This is a genomic window from Limnospira fusiformis SAG 85.79 (assembly GCF_012516315.1).
GTDB classification, from domain to species: domain Bacteria; phylum Cyanobacteriota; class Cyanobacteriia; order Cyanobacteriales; family Microcoleaceae; genus Limnospira; species Limnospira fusiformis.
Map to the genome: position 1 here is coordinate 1,533,692 of NZ_CP051185.1, position 17,689 is coordinate 1,551,380.

21 protein-coding genes and 1 pseudogene are annotated in these 17,689 nt (G+C 47.4%); 13 read left to right on the forward strand and 9 right to left on the reverse strand.

Annotation, left to right across the window (positions count from 1 at the left end; all coding sequences use genetic code 11):
- Window positions 1-5: 5 nt before the first annotated feature.
- The gene (locus tag HFV01_RS07275; RefSeq protein ID WP_193520958.1) at window positions 6-476 is read right to left on the reverse strand and encodes a DUF29 domain-containing protein; all 471 of its coding nucleotides are present in this window, start codon (window positions 474-476) and stop codon (window positions 6-8) included.
- A gap of 53 nt (window positions 477-529) precedes the next feature.
- Between HFV01_RS07275 and HFV01_RS07280 the strand changes: the two genes are divergently transcribed.
- Complete coding sequence (locus HFV01_RS07280) at window positions 530-667, forward strand: hypothetical protein (RefSeq protein WP_193520959.1); 138 nt, start codon at window positions 530-532, stop codon at window positions 665-667.
- Window positions 668-692: 25 nt separating this feature from the next.
- On the opposite strand, the gene HFV01_RS07285 is transcribed toward HFV01_RS07280, so the two are convergent.
- Entirely contained in the window at window positions 693-1,388 is a 696-nt protein-coding gene (locus HFV01_RS07285) for a Uma2 family endonuclease (RefSeq protein ID WP_193520960.1), read from the reverse strand.
- 138 nt (window positions 1,389-1,526) lie between these two features.
- On the opposite strand from HFV01_RS07285, the gene HFV01_RS07290 reads away from it, so the two are divergent.
- Entirely contained in the window at window positions 1,527-2,117 is a 591-nt protein-coding gene (locus HFV01_RS07290; RefSeq protein WP_193520961.1) for a Uma2 family endonuclease, read from the forward strand.
- A gap of 80 nt (window positions 2,118-2,197) precedes the next feature.
- Here HFV01_RS07290 and HFV01_RS07295 read toward each other — a convergent pair whose 3' ends face one another.
- Window positions 2,198-2,998, reverse strand: a complete 801-nt coding sequence (locus HFV01_RS07295) for a Uma2 family endonuclease (RefSeq protein ID WP_193520962.1) — start codon at window positions 2,996-2,998, stop codon at window positions 2,198-2,200.
- Between the two features lie 138 nt (window positions 2,999-3,136).
- On the opposite strand from HFV01_RS07295, the pseudogene HFV01_RS07300 reads away from it, so the two are divergent.
- Window positions 3,137-3,722: pseudogene (locus tag HFV01_RS07300) on the forward strand (Uma2 family endonuclease).
- A gap of 79 nt (window positions 3,723-3,801) precedes the next feature.
- Here HFV01_RS07300 and HFV01_RS07305 read toward each other — a convergent pair.
- A complete protein-coding gene (locus HFV01_RS07305; protein WP_193520963.1) occupies window positions 3,802-4,623 on the reverse strand; it encodes a Uma2 family endonuclease in 822 nt (273 codons plus the stop codon).
- Window positions 4,624-4,761: 138 nt separating this feature from the next.
- Here HFV01_RS07305 and HFV01_RS07310 point away from each other — a divergent pair, with 138 nt between their 5' ends.
- The gene (locus HFV01_RS07310) at window positions 4,762-5,352 is read left to right on the forward strand and encodes a Uma2 family endonuclease (RefSeq protein WP_193520964.1); all 591 of its coding nucleotides are present in this window, start codon (window positions 4,762-4,764) and stop codon (window positions 5,350-5,352) included.
- 79 nt (window positions 5,353-5,431) lie between these two features.
- On the opposite strand, the gene HFV01_RS07315 is transcribed toward HFV01_RS07310, so the two are convergent.
- The gene (locus HFV01_RS07315; protein WP_108614797.1) at window positions 5,432-6,232 is read right to left on the reverse strand and encodes a Uma2 family endonuclease; all 801 of its coding nucleotides are present in this window, start codon (window positions 6,230-6,232) and stop codon (window positions 5,432-5,434) included.
- 138 nt (window positions 6,233-6,370) lie between these two features.
- Between HFV01_RS07315 and HFV01_RS07320 the strand changes: the two genes are divergently transcribed.
- Window positions 6,371-6,961 carry a Uma2 family endonuclease gene (locus HFV01_RS07320; protein WP_193520965.1) on the forward strand — a complete coding sequence of 197 codons (591 nt, stop codon included), beginning with the start codon at window positions 6,371-6,373 and terminating at the stop codon, window positions 6,959-6,961.
- 80 nt (window positions 6,962-7,041) lie between these two features.
- Here the strand turns inward: HFV01_RS07320 and HFV01_RS07325 are convergent, their stop codons facing one another.
- Window positions 7,042-7,842, reverse strand: coding sequence for a Uma2 family endonuclease (locus HFV01_RS07325; RefSeq protein WP_193520966.1), 801 nt, complete (start codon window positions 7,840-7,842; stop codon window positions 7,042-7,044).
- A 138-nt stretch (window positions 7,843-7,980) separates the two neighbouring features.
- Between HFV01_RS07325 and HFV01_RS07330 the strand changes: the two genes are divergently transcribed.
- Window positions 7,981-8,571 carry a Uma2 family endonuclease gene (locus HFV01_RS07330; RefSeq protein ID WP_193520967.1) on the forward strand — a complete coding sequence of 197 codons (591 nt, stop codon included), beginning with the start codon at window positions 7,981-7,983 and terminating at the stop codon, window positions 8,569-8,571.
- A 79-nt stretch (window positions 8,572-8,650) separates the two neighbouring features.
- Here the strand turns inward: HFV01_RS07330 and HFV01_RS07335 are convergent, their stop codons facing one another.
- Window positions 8,651-9,367, reverse strand: coding sequence for a Uma2 family endonuclease (locus HFV01_RS07335; protein ID WP_108614795.1), 717 nt, complete (start codon window positions 9,365-9,367; stop codon window positions 8,651-8,653).
- 138 nt (window positions 9,368-9,505) lie between these two features.
- Between HFV01_RS07335 and HFV01_RS07340 the strand changes: the two genes are divergently transcribed.
- The 4 genes from HFV01_RS07340 to HFV01_RS07355 all read left to right on the forward strand — a co-directional run bounded on the left by HFV01_RS07340 (window position 9,506) and on the right by HFV01_RS07355 (window position 13,304).
- Complete coding sequence (locus tag HFV01_RS07340) at window positions 9,506-10,096, forward strand: Uma2 family endonuclease (RefSeq protein ID WP_006668735.1); 591 nt, start codon at window positions 9,506-9,508, stop codon at window positions 10,094-10,096.
- A gap of 287 nt (window positions 10,097-10,383) precedes the next feature.
- The gene (locus HFV01_RS07345; RefSeq protein ID WP_006624479.1) at window positions 10,384-11,343 is read left to right on the forward strand and encodes a 3'(2'),5'-bisphosphate nucleotidase; all 960 of its coding nucleotides are present in this window, start codon (window positions 10,384-10,386) and stop codon (window positions 11,341-11,343) included.
- Between the two features lie 222 nt (window positions 11,344-11,565).
- Window positions 11,566-12,828, forward strand: a complete 1,263-nt coding sequence (locus HFV01_RS07350) for a serpin family protein (protein ID WP_006624480.1) — start codon at window positions 11,566-11,568, stop codon at window positions 12,826-12,828.
- 206 nt (window positions 12,829-13,034) lie between these two features.
- Entirely contained in the window at window positions 13,035-13,304 is a 270-nt protein-coding gene (locus tag HFV01_RS07355; RefSeq protein ID WP_006619157.1) for a hypothetical protein, read from the forward strand.
- A gap of 78 nt (window positions 13,305-13,382) precedes the next feature.
- Here HFV01_RS07355 and HFV01_RS07360 read toward each other — a convergent pair whose 3' ends face one another.
- Window positions 13,383-16,160: a CBS domain-containing protein gene (locus HFV01_RS07360; protein ID WP_006624482.1), complete on the reverse strand. Its 2,778-nt coding sequence runs from the start codon at window positions 16,158-16,160 to the stop codon at window positions 13,383-13,385.
- A 175-nt stretch (window positions 16,161-16,335) separates the two neighbouring features.
- Between HFV01_RS07360 and HFV01_RS07365 the strand changes: the two genes are divergently transcribed.
- Genes HFV01_RS07365 through HFV01_RS07375 form a run of 3 tightly spaced genes read left to right on the forward strand, consistent with a single transcriptional unit; the run spans window position 16,336 to window position 17,224 of the window.
- Window positions 16,336-16,575: a helix-turn-helix domain-containing protein gene (locus tag HFV01_RS07365; protein WP_006624483.1), complete on the forward strand. Its 240-nt coding sequence runs from the start codon at window positions 16,336-16,338 to the stop codon at window positions 16,573-16,575.
- Entirely contained in the window at window positions 16,559-16,777 is a 219-nt protein-coding gene (locus tag HFV01_RS07370) for a hypothetical protein (protein ID WP_006624484.1), read from the forward strand. The genes HFV01_RS07365 and HFV01_RS07370 overlap by 17 nt, the downstream gene beginning before the upstream one ends.
- A 54-nt stretch (window positions 16,778-16,831) precedes the next feature.
- On the forward strand, window positions 16,832-17,224 hold the full coding sequence (locus HFV01_RS07375; protein ID WP_006624485.1) for a hypothetical protein: 393 nt from the start codon (window positions 16,832-16,834) through the stop codon (window positions 17,222-17,224).
- On the opposite strand, the gene HFV01_RS07380 is transcribed toward HFV01_RS07375, so the two are convergent.
- Window positions 17,205-17,618, reverse strand: coding sequence for a DNA adenine methylase (locus tag HFV01_RS07380; RefSeq protein WP_006624486.1), 414 nt, complete (start codon window positions 17,616-17,618; stop codon window positions 17,205-17,207). The genes HFV01_RS07375 and HFV01_RS07380 overlap by 20 nt on opposite strands.
- Window positions 17,619-17,689 lie beyond the last annotated feature (71 nt).

Below are 17,689 nucleotides of genomic sequence, written 5' to 3' on the forward strand. Positions count from 1 at the left end.
TTTCATCAGCTTAACTGATGATTTGGATACCAGTTATCATCCAATAATTGTTCAAAATTATAAGGGCAATTAGCCGGAAATATACTTTTAGATAAACCCGTTTTTTTGATTACGAAACTTACCGCGACATGATAGATAGAGTCCAATTGGAGAATCAGCTTATTTTGCAAACTCGCGGTCAGTTCATGAATCAAATCATCTCGAAACGCAATTATTTCTGATTGCCAATGCCGACAGTTGCGCTCGTATTCTTGCTCCCAGTATTCCCATAACAGAAGATGGATGATGATTTGTCGCAACCGACTTCTCGCTTGATTAAATTGACTCCTACCCCAACTTTCCAACTCCTCAATTAAGCCGTCTAAATCCAAATGTCGGAAGTCTTCTGCTTTTAACAATTCGACGGTTTTTTGCAACCATAAATAACTGTCGGTTTGATACAAGTCTTGCAGTTGATTGTTGAGGGCATTTTTCATATTGTTTCCCCATATCCGAATGGTCGCCCTTGATTGGCGATCGCATCCTTAATGTGAAATCATGTTACCATAAGATTGACAACATAGCGCCGACCGGATCGCAGGTTTCAACAAGCACCGATGCCGGTGCTACCATGGGAGGCATTGGCATGGTGAAAAAGCGATCGCCTTACCCCACCCTGGAATTATAACACAGGCAACAAGCCAGTTCTACTTCTATAAGCGATCGCCATCAATCCCCGCTTCCCGCAACAACATCTCCAACCTTTTAGTCTTTCGGCGCTCCTCTTCCAACTCGGCGGTCACTTGTTCGGCTCGCGAGCGCTCCTGTTGTAATTGTTGCTCGATTTCCAGGGGAGAAGAAAACGGCTGACCCTGGGGATTATAAAGTGTTAAAGTCTCCTCGGACAACTCAAATCGAACTTGCAGGCGGGGACTCACCCAATTCTGCATTTCCTCAATCATAGCCAGACGATCGCCCGAACGGATACACCCGCTCAAATCATTGTTTTCCGGGTCATAAATATAATATTCCTCCACCCCATAGCGATCGTAAAATAACAACTTCCGAGTCAGTTCTCCCGGTCGGTTCCCCGGAGACAGAATTTCCAACACCACCTGGGGGGCGATCGCCTTTTCTTTCCACTGTTGGTAAGAACCCCGGTCTCCCTTCTCTACCCCAAACACCACCATAACATCCGGCGCTTGGCGTATCTTATTATTCCCTTCCACCGGATACCAGAGTAAATCCCCCGCCACAAACACATCCGCCTGTAGGGCAAATAACCACGCCAGATTGTGATATATGGTCATAATCCAGCGAAACTGAATCGTATTGTCGGCGATCGGTTTACCGTCAGAATCAGGATAGATAATTTCATGCTGAGTTGCTATTTTTGGCTGAGAAACCATTGCTCATCTCCCTCTCAACTCATCTGGTGTTTCCCTCTCTGGGAATATGATAACCCAATCCTAAGCAAATGCCAGGATTTCCCAGCATCTGGCAAGTTACCATGAAGAATATCCGCCCACATTCCCGGAGGAAATCTGATGCACAGCACTCTCTCCCTGCAACTCCCCCCTTCCACGGTTCTCCACATCACCCTGGAACAATTCCAGGCGCTCGCCGCCGCCAACCCCGATTTAAGATTGGAACGGACAGCTACAGGAGAATTGATTGTGAACCCACCCGCAGGGAGCGAATCGGGAAAAAGAAATTTGAGCTTGACAACCCAACTGGGAATTTGGGTGGAAGCCCACCCGGAATTGGGGGAAGGGTTCGACTCCTCGACGGGATTTATCCTCCCCAATGGTGCGATCCGTTCCCCTGATGCTTCTTGGGTGAGTCGCCCCCGTTGGGAGGCGCTGACACCCGATATGCGTCGCGGTTTCGCTCCTTTATGTCCTGACTTCGTGGTGGAATTGCGATCGCCTACCGATAGCTTATCCCTACTGCGAGAAAAGATGGGGGAATATTTGGAAAATGGAGCCCGACTGGGATGGTTGATTGACCCCCAAAATCGACGGGTAGAAATCTACCGCCCCGGACAAGAAATCGAAGTTTTGCCGGAGCCCACAGAACTCTCAGGCGGCGATGTCTTGCCGGGATTTGTTTTGAGACTTAATCGGATTTGGGGATGAGAATTGCCTGGCTTTTTTAGTAGAGCGATCGCCTTACCCCACCCTGGAATTATAACACAGGCAACAAGCCAGTTCTACTTCTATAAGCGATCGCCATCAATCCCCGCTTCCCGCAACAACATCTCCAACCTTTTAGCCTTTCGGCGCTCCTCTTCCAACTCGGCGGTCATTTGTTCGGCTCGCGAGCGCTCCTCTTCCAACTCGGCGGTCACTTGTTCGGCTCGCAAGCGCTCCTGTTCGGCTCGCGAGCGCTCCTCTTCCAACTCGGCGGTCACTTGTTTGGCTCGCGAGCGCTCCTGTTGTAATTGTTGCTCGATTTCCAGGGGAGAAGAAAACGGCTGACCCTGGGGATTATAAAGTGTTAAAGTCTCCTCGGACAACTCAAATCGAACTTGCAGGCGGGGACTCACCCAATTCTGCATTTCCTCAATCATAGCCAGACGATCGCCCGAACGGATACACCCGCTCAAATCATTGTTTTCCGGGTCATAAATATAATATTCCTCCACCCCATAGTGTTCGTAAAATAACAACTTCCGAGTCAGTTCTCCCGGTCGGTTCCCCGGAGACAGAATTTCAAACACGACCTGGGGGGCGATCGCCTTTTCTTTCCACTGTTGGTAAGAACCCCGGTCTCCCTTCTCTACCCCAAACACCACCATAACATCCGGCGCTTGGCGTATCTTATTATTCCCTTCCACCGGATACCAGAGTAAATCCCCTGCCACAAACACATCCGCCTGTAGGGCAAATAACCACGCCAGATTGTGATATATGGTCATAATCCAGCGAAACTGAATCGTATTCTCGGCCATCGGTTTACCGTCAGAATCAGGATAGATAATTTCATGCTGAGTTGCTATTTTTGGCTGAGAAACCATTGCTCATCTCCCTCTCAACTCATCTGGTGTTTCCCTCTCTGGGAATATGATAACCCAATCCTAAGCAAATGCCAGGATTTCCCAGCATCTGGCAAGTTACCATGAAGAATATCCGCCCACATTCCCGGAGGAAATCTGATGCACAGCACTCTCTCCCTGCAACTCCCCCCTTCCACCCTTCTCCAAGTCACCCTGGAACAATTCCAGGCGCTCTGCCAACCCCGATTTAAGATTGGAACGGACAGCTACAGGAGAATTGATTGTGAACCCACCCGCAGGGAGCGAATCGGGAAAAAGAAATTTTAGCTTGACAACCCAACTGGGAATTTGGGTGGAAGCCCACCCGGAATTGGGGGAAGGGTTCGACTCCTCGACCGGATTTATCCTCCCCAATGGTGCGATCCGTTCCCCTGATGCTTCTTGGGTGAGTCGCCCCCGTTGGGAGGCGCTGACACCCGATATGCGTCGCGGTTTCGCTCCTTTATGTCCTGACTTCGTGGTGGAATTGCGATCGCCTACCGATAGCTTATCCCTACTGCGAGAAAAGATGGGGGAATATTTGGAAAATGGAGCCCGACTGGGATGGTTGATTGACCCCCAAAATCGACGGGTAGAAATCTACCGCCCCGGACAAGAAATCGAAGTTTGGCCGGAGCCCACAGAACTCTCAGGCGGCGATGTCTTGCCGGGATTTGTTTTGAGACTTGATCGGATTTGGGGATGAGAATTGCCTGGCTTTTTAGTAGGGCGATCGCCTTACCCCACCCTGGAATTATAACACAGGCAACAAGCCAGTTCTACTTCTATAAGCGATCGCCATCAATCCCCGCTTCCCGCAACAACATCTCCAACCTTTTAGCCTTTCGGCGCTCCTCTTCCAACTCGGCGGTCACTTGTTCGGCTCGCGAGCGCTCCTCTTCCAACTCGGCGGTCACTTGTTCGGCTCGCGAGCGCTCCTCTTCCAACTCGGCGGTCACTTGTTCGGCTCGCGAGCGCTCCTGTTCGGCTCGCGAGCGCTCCTGTTCGGCTCGCGAGCGCTCCTGTTGTAATTGTTGCTCGATTTCCAGGGGAGAAGAAAACGGCTGACCCTGGGGATTATAAAGTGTTAACGTCTCCTCGGACAACTCAAATCGAACTTGCAGGCGGGGACTCACCCAATTCTGCATTTCCTCAATCATAGCCAGATGATCGCCCGAACGGATACACCCGCTCAAATCATTGTTTTCCGGGTCATAAATATAATATTCCTCCACCCCATAGTGTTCGTAAAATAACAACTTCCGAGTCAGTTCTCCCGGTCGGTTCCCCGGAGACAGAATTTCCAACACCACCTGGGGGGCGATCGCCTTTTCTTTCCACTGTTGGTAAGAACCCCGGTCTCCCTTCTCTACCCCAAACACCACCATAACATCGGGCGCTTGGCGTATCTTATTATTTCCTTCCACCGGATACCAGAGTAAATCCCCTGCCACAAACACATCCGCCTGTAGGGCAAATAACCACGCCAGATTGTGATATATGGTCATAATCCAGCGAAACTGAATCGTATTCTCGGCCATCGGTTTACCGTCAGAATCAGGATAGATAATTTCATGCTGAGTTGCTATTTTTGGCTGAGAAACCATTGCTCATCTCCCTCTCAACTCATCTGGTGTTTCCCTCTCTGGGAATATGATAACCCAATCCTAAGCAAATGCCAGGATTTCCCAGCATCTGGCAAGTTACCATGAAGAATATCCGCCCACATTCCCGGAGGAAATCTGATGCACAGCACTCTCTCCCTGCAACTCCCCCCTTCCACCCTTCTCCAAGTCACCCTGGAACAATTCCAGGCGCTCGCCGCCGCCAACCCCGATTTAAGATTGGAACGGACAGCTACAGGAGAATTGATTGTGAACCCACCCGCAGGGAGCGAATCGGGAAAAAGAAATTTTAGCTTGACAACCCAACTGGGAATTTGGGTGGAAGCCCACCCGGAATTGGGGGAAGGGTTCGACTCCTCGACCGGATTTATCCTCCCCAATGGTGCGATCCGTTCCCCTGATGCTTCTTGGGTGAGTCGCCCCCGTTGGGAGGCGCTGACACCCGATATGCGTCGCGGTTTCGCTCCTTTATGTCCTGACTTCGTGGTGGAATTGCGATCGCCTACCGATAGCTTATCCCTACTGCGAGAAAAGATGGGGGAATATTTGGAAAATGGAGCCCGACTGGGATGGTTGATTGACCCCCAAAATCGACGGGTAGAAATCTACCGCCCCGGACAAGAAATCGAAGTTTGGCCGGAGCCCACAGAACTCTCAGGCGGCGATGTCTTGCCGGGATTTGTTTTGAGACTTGATCGGATTTGGGGATGAGAATTGCCTGGCTTTTTAGTAGGGCGATCGCCTTACCCCACCCTGGAATTATAACACAGGCAACAAGCCAGTTCTACTTCTATAAGCGATCGCCATCAATCCCCGCTTCCCGCAACAACATCTCCAACCTTTTAGCCTTTCGGCGCTCCTCTTCCAACTCGGCGGTCACTTGTTCGGCTCGCGAGCGCTCCTGTTCGGCTCGCGAGCGCTCCTGTTCGGCTCGCGAGCGCTCCTCTTCCAACTCGGCGGTCACTTGTTCGGCTCGCGAGCGCTCCTGTTCGGCTCGCGAGCGCTCCTGTTGTAATTGTTGCTCGATTTCCAGGGGAGAAGAAAACGGCTGACCCTGGGGATTATAAAGTGTTAACGTCTCCTCGGATAACTCAAATCGAACTTGCAGGCGGGGACTCACCCAATTCTGCATTTCCTCAATCATAGCCAGATGATCGCCCGAACGGATACACCCGCTCAAATCATTGTTTTCCGGGTCATAAATATAATATTCCTCCACCCCATAGTGTTCGTAAAATAACAACTTCCGAGTCAGTTCTCCCGGTCGGTTCCCCGGAGACAGAATTTCAAACACGACCTGGGGGGCGATCGCCTTTTCTTTCCACTGTTGGTAAGAACCCCGGTCTCCCTTCTCTACCCCAAACACCACCATAACATCGGGCGCTTGGCGTATCTTATTATTTCCTTCCACCGGATACCAGAGTAAATCCCCCGCCACAAACACATCCGCCTGTAGGGCAAATAACCACGCCAGATTGTGATATATGGTCATAATCCAGCGAAACTGAATCGTATTCTCGGCCATCGGTTTACCGTCAGAATCAGGATAGATAATTTCATGCTGAGTTGCTATTTTTGGCTGAGAAACCATTGCTCATCTCCCTCTCAACTCATCTGGTGTTTCCCTCTCTGGGAATATGATAACCCAATCCTAAGCAAATGCCAGGATTTCCCAGCATCTGGCAAGTTACCATGAAGAATATCCGCCCACATTCCCGGAGGAAATCTGATGCACAGCACTCTCTCCCTGCAACTCCCCCCTTCCACCCTTCTCCAAGTCACCCTGGAACAATTCCAGGCGATCGCCGCCGCCAACCCCGATTTAAGATTGGAACGGACAGCTACAGGAGAATTGATTGTGAACCCACCCGCAGGGAGCGAATCGGGAAAAAGAAATTTTAGCTTGACAACCCAACTGGGAATTTGGGTGGAAGCCCACCCGGAATTGGGGGAAGGGTTCGACTCCTCGACCGGATTTATCCTCCCCAATGGTGCGATCCGTTCCCCTGATGCTTCTTGGGTGAGTCGCCCCCGTTGGGAAGCACTGACACCCGATATGCGTCGCGGTTTCGCTCCTTTATGTCCTGACTTCGTGGTGGAATTGCGATCGCCTACCGATAGCTTATCCCTACTGCGAGAAAAGATGGGGGAATATTTGGAAAATGGAGCCCGACTGGGATGGTTGATTGACCCCCAAAATCGACGGGTAGAAATCTACCGCCCCGGACAAGAAATCGAAGTTTGGCCGGAGCCCACAGAACTCTCAGGCGGCGATGTCTTGCCGGGATTTGTTTTGAGACTTAATCGGATTTGGGGATGAGAATTGCCTGGCTTTTTTAGTAGAGCGATCGCCTTACCCCACCCTGGAATTATAACACAGGCAACAAGCCAGTTCTACTTCTATAAGCGATCGCCATCAATCCCCGCTTCCCGCAACAACATCTCCAACCTTTTAGCCTTTCGGCGCTCCTCTTCCAACTCGGCGGTCACTTGTTCGGCTCGCGAGCGCTCCTCTTCCAACTCGGCGGTCACTTGTTCGGCTCGCGAGCGCTCCTGTTCGGCTCGCGAGCGCTCCTCTTCCAACTCGGCGGTCACTTGTTCGGCTCGCGAGCGCTCCTGTTGTAATTGTTGCTCGATTTCCAGGGGAGAAGAAAACGGCTGACCCTGGGGATTATAAAGTGTTAAAGTCTCCTCGGACAACTCAAATCGAACTTGCAGGCGGGGACTCACCCAATTCTGCATTTCCTCAATCATAGCCAGATGATCGCCCGAACGGATACACCCGCTCAAATCATTGTTTTCCGGGTCATAAATATAATATTCCTCCACCCCATAGCGATCGTAAAATAACAACTTCCGAGTCAGTTCTCCCGGTCGGTTCCCCGGAGACAGAATTTCCAACACCACCTGGGGGGCGATCGCCTTTTCTTTCCACTGTTGGTAAGAACCCCGGTCTCCCTTCTCTACCCCAAACACCACCATAACATCGGGCGCTTGGCGTATCTTATTATTTCCTTCCACCGGATACCAGAGTAAATCCCCCGCCACAAACACATCCGCCTGTAGGGCAAATAACCACGCCAGATTGTGATATATGGTCATAATCCAGCGAAACTGAATCGTATTCTCGGCCATCGGTTTACCGTCAGAATCAGGATAGATAATTTCATGCTGAGTTGCTATTTTTGGCTGAGAAACCATTGCTCATCTCCCTCTCAACTCATCTGGTGTTTCCCTCTCTGGGAATATGATAACCCAATCCTAAGCAAATGCCAGGATTTCCCAGCATCTGGCAAGTTACCATGAAGAATATCCGCCCACATTCCCGGAGGAAATCTGATGCACAGCACTCTCTCCCTGCAACTCCCCCCTTCCACCCTTCTCCAAGTCACCCTGGAACAATTCCAGGCGATCGCCGCCGCCAACCCCGATTTAAGATTGGAACGCACAGCTACAGGAGAATTGATTGTGAACCCACCCACCGGAAGCGAATCGGGAAAAAGAAATAGCCGCATTATCGGACAACTCGATCGCTGGGATGAAACCCACGAAAACTTGGGTGTTGCTTTTGACTCCTCGACGGGATTTATCCTCCCCAATGGTGCGATCCGTTCCCCTGATGCTTCTTGGGTGAGTCGCCCCCGTTGGGAAGCACTGACACCCGATATGCGTCGCGGTTTCGCTCCTTTATGTCCTGACTTCGTGGTGGAATTGCGATCGCCTACCGATAGCTTATCCCTACTGCGAGAAAAGATGGGGGAATATTTGGAAAATGGAGCCCGACTGGGATGGTTGATTGACCCCCAAAATCGACGGGTAGAAATCTACCGCCCCGGACAAGAAATCGAAGTTTGGCCGGAGCCCACAGAACTCTCAGGCGGCGATGTCTTGCCGGGATTTGTTTTGAGACTTGATCGGATTTGGGGATGAGAATTGCCTGGCTTTTTAGTAGGGCGATCGCCTTACCCCACCCTGGAATTATAACACAGGCAACAAGCCAGTTCTACTTCTATAAGCGATCGCCATCAATCCCCGCTTCCCGCAACAACATCTCCAACCTTTTAGTCTTTCGGCGCTCCTCTTCCAACTCGGCGGTCACTTGTTCGGCTCGCGAGCGCTCCTGTTCGGCTCGCGAGCGCTCCTGTTGTAATTGTTGCTCGATTTCCAGGGGAGAAGAAAACGGCTGACCCTGGGGATTATAAAGTGTTAACGTCTCCTCGGATAACTCAAATCGAACTTGCAGGCGGGGACTCACCCAATTCTGCATTTCCTCAATCATAGCCAGATGATCGCCCGAACGGATACACCCGCTCAAATCATTGTTTTCCGGGTCATAAATATAATATTCCTCCACCCCATAGTGTTCGTAAAATAACAACTTCCGAGTCAGTTCTCCCGGTCGGTTCCCCGGAGACAGAATTTCCAACACCACCTGGGGGGCGATCGCCTTTTCTTTCCACTGTTGGTAAGAACCCCGGTCTCCCTTCTCTACCCCAAACACCACCATAACATCGGGCGCTTGGCGTATCTTATTATTTCCTTCCACCGGATACCAGAGTAAATCCCCCGCCACAAACACATCCGCCTGTAGGGCAAATAACCACGCCAGATTGTGATATATGGTCATAATCCAGCGAAACTGAATCGTATTCTCGGCCATCGGTTTACCGTCAGAATCAGGATAGATAATTTCATGCTGAGTTGCTATTTTTGGCTGAGAAACCATTGCTCATCTCCCTCTCAACTCATCTGGTGTTTCCCTCTCTGGGAATATGATAACCCAATCCTAAGCAAATGCCAGGATTTCCCAGCATCTGGCAAGTTACCATGAAGAATATCCGCCCACATTCCCGGAGGAAATCTGATGCACAGCACTCTCTCCCTGCAACTCCCCCCTTCCACCCTTCTCCACATCACCCTGGAACAATTCCAGGCGCTCGCCGCCGCCAACCCCGATTTAAGATTGGAACGGACAGCTACAGGAGAATTGATTGTGAACCCACCCGCAGGGAGCGAATCGGGAAAAAGAAATTTTAGCTTGACAACCCAACTGGGAATTTGGGTGGAAGCCCACCCGGAATTGGGGGAAGGGTTCGACTCCTCGACCGGATTTATCCTCCCCAATGGTGCGATCCGTTCCCCTGATGCTTCTTGGGTGAGTCGCCCCCGTTGGGAGGCGCTGACACCCGATATGCGTCGCGGTTTCGCTCCTTTATGTCCTGACTTCGTGGTGGAATTGCGATCGCCTACCGATAGCTTATCCCTACTGCGAGAAAAGATGGGGGAATATTTGGAAAATGGAGCCCGACTGGGATGGTTGATTGACCCCCAAAATCGACGGGTAGAAATCTACCGCCCCGGACAAGAAATCGAAGTTTTGCCGGAGCCCACAGAACTCTCAGGCGGCGATGTCTTGCCGGGATTTGTTTTGAGACTTAATCGGATTTGGGGATGAGAATTGCCTGGCTTTTTAGTAGGGCGATAGCCCCATGTATTTTTTGCCGGGAAAATCACCGTGATTAAGACATAATTTATTTTACAGCAGAATCCGTGAAATCACCATGGTAATTGGTGCATAATCATCACCTCTGTTCCTGAGAGTTGAAATGATACCAGTAAAGATGGTCTGTGAGGGGGTGAAAATTTCCGGGAGGTGATTTCCCAGAAACTTGACGACTGATAGACCAAGTGTAAAGCTATTTAAGGACAAAATCTCAACTAATTATATTCCCAGGAGTTTTTATGCCCTACGATCGCGAAAAACAAGTCGCTATTGATGCGGTACTCGCCGCCTCTCGCCTGTGCGAACAGGTCAGACAAGCCATTCCCCCGGCTATGGAAAAAGGGGATAAAAGCCCCGTAACCGTTGCCGATTTTGGTTCCCAGGCGATTATCTGTAAAGCTATCTCAGAAGCCTTCCCGGATGATCCGATAGTGGGAGAAGAAGATGCTACTACCCTGAAAACCCCGGAAATGGGGAACAACCTAGAGAAAGTCACAGACTATGTTAGGAGTATTATACCCGATGCCACCCCGGAGCAAGTAACTACCTGGATTGATCATGGTAATGGCAGTGTAGGAAAGCGATTCTGGACTCTGGATCCCATTGATGGCACTAAGGGGTTTTTGCGAAAAGACCAATATGCGATCGCACTAGCCCTAATTGAAAACGGGGAGGTTAAACTAGGAATTATGGGGTGTCCGGCTTATGCAATTGATGGAGATACTCCCGGAATGTTGTTTGTGGCTGTGCGGGGGGAAGGGTCGATGAAAATGCCCTTTTCTACGGGAAAATTTACGCCTATTCAGGTGGTGAAAGCTGAAAATACCCAAAATATGCGCTTTGTGGAAAGCGTGGAAGCCGCCCACGGTGATCAGTCTCGCCAAAATGCGATCGCCCAAGCTGCGGGAATTACCGCCCCCTCGGTGCGGATGGACTCCCAAGCTAAATATGGCGTTGTAGCATCAGGACAAGCGGCTTTATATCTGCGTCTTCCTTCCCCTAAATACCCTAATTACCAGGAAAATATTTGGGATCATGCTGCGGGGGCGATCGTCGTTGAAGAAGCCGGAGGTCGCGTCACAGATATGCACGGGAAACCCCTGGATTTTGCTTCTAGCATTAAAATGGTAGACAATCGGGGTATAGTGGTCAGCAGTGGATTGATTCATGATCAGGTTTTAGCTGCCTTGAAATCATAATTAACTGGTGGGGTTTGGGTTGAGGGGAGGCAATTATTAATCATTGTCGGGAGGGTCGGGTGATCCGGTCAGCTTGACCAACAATTATCAACCCGCCCTGATCTTAACCTTACTACTGAGAGGGCTTACTTATTCAAACTTTCAAGAACTGGGTGATAATCGGAATGAGTAAATTTGGAAATAGTCAACGATGGAACAATTAACATGGTACTTAGTCATATAATGTCTAAATTTTCAGCTTGGGGTCGGCGGAATGGTTCCCTATTGGCTTCCCTGCTATTACTGTGGGGTGTAGGTTTACCAGTCATAACCCAGGCTGTTGGCAATAGTTCAGAGTCTAACTCATATCAGATTGCTCGTGTAGATAATAATGCGATCGTGAATCAAAATAACCAATTTGCTATCGACCTATACAACCAACTTCAAAGGGAAATATCAGGGAATTTATTTTTCTCACCCTATAGCCTTTCTACTGCTATGGCTATGACCTATGAAGGGTCACGAAATCAAACGGCTATCCAAATATCCCAGGTTTTCCATTTCCCTCAGCCTCCTGGTAGTTTATACCCGGAATTTACCAGTCTGCTTAATGATATTAAAAGCCGCAACTCTTCCCAACTATACTTAGTTAATCGTCTGTGGGGACAGTCTGGCTATAGGTTTCAGGAACCTTTTTTACAAATTACCAAAAATCATTATAATGCACAGTTAAATCAAGTGGATTTTATGGGGGATCATGAAAAATCCCGCCAAATTATTAATGATTGGGTAAGCCAAGAAACTAACCACAAAATTACTGACCTAATCCCACCGGGAATTTTAGATAGATTAACCCGACTGATTCTGACCAATGCCGTTTATTTTTCGGGAGACTGGTTATCACCTTTTCCCGAGAAATATACTCAAGATGGCATCTTTAATTTACCATCAGGAGAAACTATTTCGGTGCCGATGATGCACCATCCTAATGTATCTATTAGTTATCATAGTTTACCGGAAGTTCAGATAATTGAACTTCCCTATTCGGATGGCAATTTATCAATGATAATTCTGCTACCGGCGGAAGGAACTGACCTGCCGACTTTCGCACAAAATATGACGATCGCCAATTTCCAAAACTGGCTGCACAGGCTGGAATATGTGAACCTAGAAATATGGCTACCCAAGTTTAATTTTAGCTCATCGTTTAATCTCAAGTCAACCCTCAGTTATATGGGTATGGAATCAGCTTTTACGGAAACTGCTGATTTTTCTGGTATCAGTTCCGAAAAACCATTTTTTTTATATGATGTGGTGCATCAAGCCTTTGTCAATGTCGATGAAAAAGGCACAGAAGCATCAGCCGCCACTGGGGTAATCGTCGGAAGTAGAAGTTCCATCCGCGATCGCATTCATATTAATCGACCATTTATGTTTATAATTAGAGAGTTGGACAGTGGCACTATATTATTTATGGGGTCTGTGGTCAATCCATTAGAACAGTGAAAGGGTGAACAGTTCACTGTTATTGTTCAGCCTAGGGCCGTTATCGGGCATCACCGTGAGAGTTAGTCCACCAGGCTGAAATTGGGGATTTTTCCCAAATTTCAACTGAATTTTTGGCAATTGTTTCAAAGATAACTGACCGATTGCCAAATCTCAAGATACAATTTCTTGTGATAGACTCTAATCTTGCTGTATCAAATTTTGCTATGACTGAGCCAATCAACGAGTCCAATGAGAGTTTACCCCGGGAATTTCGAGTCAATCAACTTAGGAATCTCATAGAAACCCTGCATATTGCCGACGAAATTGCTAGTAAAGGCTATTTGATCAGTAGTTCAGAACTTGCTGATTTAATGGATATTAACGCTAGTGCGGTCACCAGTCGCGGCGATAACTGGGCGTGGCGAAATTGGGAAGTTTCCCGGGTTAGACGGGAAGGCAATCAAATCCTCTGGCAATTGGAGAGGGTTGATTAGCCAACGCGGTAATTTATTATTATTGTTCATTGTTCGCGGCAAGTTATTGATGCTTTGAGCAATGAACATTAGTGATAATTACGACTGAGTTTCACGGGGTAAACTGCGGGAATGGGGATAGCGATCGCTGATAAATTTTGTCGCCTCCACAGTATCCGATATTATACCATCTAAGGTAGCATTTAGCAAGTCATTTAACATAACTTGAAATTTGGGTCCAGGTTTATATCCCAACTTTTTCAAATCATTACCATTGAGAATAGGTTTAGCATTCCACCAATGATTTAAATATCTCCAAATTTGCTTTCTCACCCACCGAGGCGAATGGGAAGCAATTAAAATCAACATGGGCAAATCGTAGGGTTCAAACACCCGAAAATAATCGCTAGGCTGCTGACAATTTGGCAATAAATCCGCCACTCGAGTTTGAGCATTTTCCAAGTTTAATAAACGGTCTACTTGCTGAGAATTAAACTGAAAAATATCGGCAACTTCCCGGCGATATTCGGGAGACAAAGCGGCGATTAACACATCGAGGCGAATTTGCCAATGGGCGAGAGTGTGGTTAGGGTCAAACCGTTTTAAACAGCGGTCTACGGTTCTAATTTGCCGCCAGAGAAGCTGATTTAACTCCAAAGTAGGATGAATACAGCGCAGGGCTTTTAACTCCCCTAATAAATGTAAAGCTGGTTGCCAATAGGGGGCTTGCAGGATATATTTTAACTCACTTTTTAGCCTAGCTTCCAAAGCCGGAATTTTGGCAGAATTGCGTTGTTGTCGTTGGCGGTCATAAATACCACTATTAATGGCATAATCGACATATTCTTTAGTGTGATGTTCCAGACTAAAACCCAGTCTCACGGCAAATCTGACGGCGCGATAAATGCGGGTAGGATCCTCAATAAAACTATGAGGATGCAATACCCTAATTTCTCGTAATTCCAAATCTTTAACCCCCCCAAAAAAGTCTAATAATTCCCCGGAGTTAGGTTCGTTTAATCTCAAAGCTAAAGCATTAATAGTAAAATCGCGACGGTAGAGGTCTTGACGAATAGAACTTGCTTCGACTTCCGGGTTAGCCGCCGGATAGGGATAAAACTCGGTTCTAGCAGTAGCAATATCAATCCAAAGGGAGTTTAAAACGGGGTGATTATGCCACAATAAGGCGGCGGTTTGAAATTGACCATGCACTTCTAGTCGCGCTTGTGGGTAATATTCTTGTAGCGATCGCGCTAGCTCCACAGCGGGAGAAATGGTCATAGTTGCCTCATCTGAGATATTATTGGTAGAATTGTGATAGCAACCATCAACCACCAAATCAATATCATGTAATAATAGATTGTCGGTAGATTCAGCTAACAATAAATCTCGCACTCCCCCACCGACTAGATAAATTTGCCAACCTCGCTGTTGACTAAGTTCGGCAATTTTGGCTAAAATTTGCCAAAGTTCGGGGGCTAAACGTTCTTGTAAAAGTTCATCAACGGTACTACAAGTAGAACCGGGAATACAACCTCGGCGGGGGGTAGGTTTGGGTAGACAATGCTGTTGATAAAGTAACCTTAAAACATCGGTGCGGGTGACAATTCCGACTAAATTGCCATTCTCTAAAACGGGTAACCGACCAATATCATAAGTTACCATAATTGACTCAATTTCCGGTAGTGAAGTATCCGGGGTAATTGTCCGCAGTTGGGGAGTCATATAACCTTTAACTGGCGAATGGTTGAAACCATGATGTAAGGCGATATCGATATCACGACGGGAGATAATCCCCACCAGTTGATGGTTATCGTCCAAAACAGATAGCCCTGAATGACCATAACGTAGTAGTATACGGTGAGCCTCCCCGACGCTGGTTTCGGGGCGAATAGTGCGTACTGGGGAAGACATTAATTCCCTAGCGGTAGGTGATGGGGGAATTTGTGCCTTAAAATTAGTTACCAGAGTTTCTAAGGTAGACTGCGGATCGACATCTCGTAAAGTGACGGAAGCGGCGCGGGGATGACCACCACCACCGAGGGGATGAAATAGACGGTTGAGGTCGGTTTGATCAATGCGCGATCGCCCAATAATAGTTAATCGTTTCTCCCCACCACTACGGACTCGATATTGATTAGCTAGTAATAATCCATCGCTTTCGGTCAGGTCTAATAATTCGGAGGTTAAACTAGACAGACCTGGTACATAATCATCAGTTTCCAATAATACCCAGGATATGGTGTGACCTTTGACAGTTGATTGATGTAGAGTTTCTAAAGCTGTGGTTAATAAGTCCTGTAGGGTAGGGGATAAGCCGGGTTCTACATATTCGGTGATCGCAGATAAACTGAGATTTTGTTCCATTAACCAAGCTAAGGCGATCGCATCCCGTGGAGTAGAATGGTCAAAGGTTAGCGATCCGGTATCCACATGAATACCTAAAGCCATGACTGTGGCTTCTGCTGGTCGGGGAACCACAGGGTTAGCCATGGCTCGCAAATGCTCTACAATCAAAGTAGTAGTCGCCCCCACCGCTTCAATTTGAGTCCAGGTAGCGGGGATATCTAATTTTAGGTGAGGGTGATGGTCATACAACCGGATTTCCAAATTCGGTAAGTCTAACCATTCGGCTGCTTTCCCTAAGCGATCGCGATTTTGGGTATCCACCACCGACAATTTACAGATCCGGTCAGGATTAACCGATCGCCTTTCAATCAATGGAAACTCATCTCGATACAAAGCCAAAAAATCCCGCACGGCTGGATGAGATCCCCCCGTCAGCACTATTCTACTACCTGGATACAGGCAAGTTAAACCTACCGCCGCCCCCAAGGAGTCAAAATCTGCTGTGGTATGACATAGAATCAAGTGCATATCAGGTATTTTTTGGACTTTACACCTATTTTATCTCGATCCTTGACACTCTCTAAGATCCATCCACTAATATTGTTGGGTTCAGTCCTCATACTGATCTGCTATTGGGCGATCGCACTGATTTGAATACTATTGTCTGTAGACTCAGGGTATCTGTAGCTGACATAATTTCAGTATGACAGAGATTAACAAGGCTTTAGGTCAAGTTCTGATTAAGTACAGAACACTAGCAAAGATTTCCCAAGAAGAACTCGCGGACAGAGCAGGTATACATCGTACCTATGTCAGCCAGATAGAACGTGGTTTAAAATCACCCACTTTGTCTGTCTTGTTTCGGATTTCCCAATCTCTAAACACTACTGCTAGTGTTTTGATAGCTGAAGTTGAACGAGCATTATATGACATACATTATTAATCCTAATTTCCATATTTTGGGGGGATTTGAAGTCAATGCTAGACATATAGATTCAGCACTGTCCCAAACAAATCAATTCCTAGAAACTATTCCGGCGGCTGTTTATAAAAATATTGATTATAAAACTACAAGTTCGATTGTTGGTTCCATGTTTTGCCAGTCTATAGCCGAAGTAACAGAAGCGATCGTTAACCCCATATAGAAAGGACATCCCGATCTTATCCCCAAGGGAAGTGAAAACTCGCCGGAGGAAGAATTGCGTAATTATCCTGTGGGTTTAGAGGTGAAGTGTACTATTGGAAATATAACTAAAGGTGCAAATCTCAGAGCCGGACAACCAAGAATCAATGCTTTAGAGGGAATTACCTGGCAAGCTCATCATCAAGAAGTAAAAGAGTTATTGGGATTAGTTTGGGATTTTGTCCTCAATGAAAAGGATTTTAACTATCCCAAAGTTACGGCTATCTTTTATGCTAATAATCTGACTCAAGATGATTGGGGAAATATTAGTGGGACACGAGGTAGAAACACTAAAGTAACGGGGATGAAAGTAAGTGGTAAACAGAAAATGGCAGCAGGTTGGGTAGCCTTAATTGATGACTATCTATATAAACAGGTTTATCAGATGATTATGAAATTTTCGATTTAGCTAAAAGCTGAGGGTCACTATCGGAACGATAGTAGATCATTTCCTTGCTAGTTTTTCCGGCTACACCTTTTAAGTATAGCAATGGCTTGAACGGTAGATAATCACCACAATGACCTTCACAAAATATAACTTCTCCCTTCCTATTCTTAGACCATGTGGCTAGTTTTTGATAATCAATGAGTTTACTTCCATAGCGATAACCTTCCCCAGAAGCGTCTTTATAGGGTGGGTCAATAAACCAAGTTGCTTCTATATCGGGGGCTAATGTATAATCTCCACAGATAATCTTCCAGTGCTTAATCTTAAATAAGTTTTCGCACATATATCTTTTGCTAATCTGCCAATTTCTAGCTAGAACCGCAGTCACTTTAATAGTTTTATAGTGAAATGCCATTTTCGTGGCTGCATGAATAATATGAAGAAATTCGGAACTCTTTTCGCCGATTTCTAAGTCAGGTAAATTGT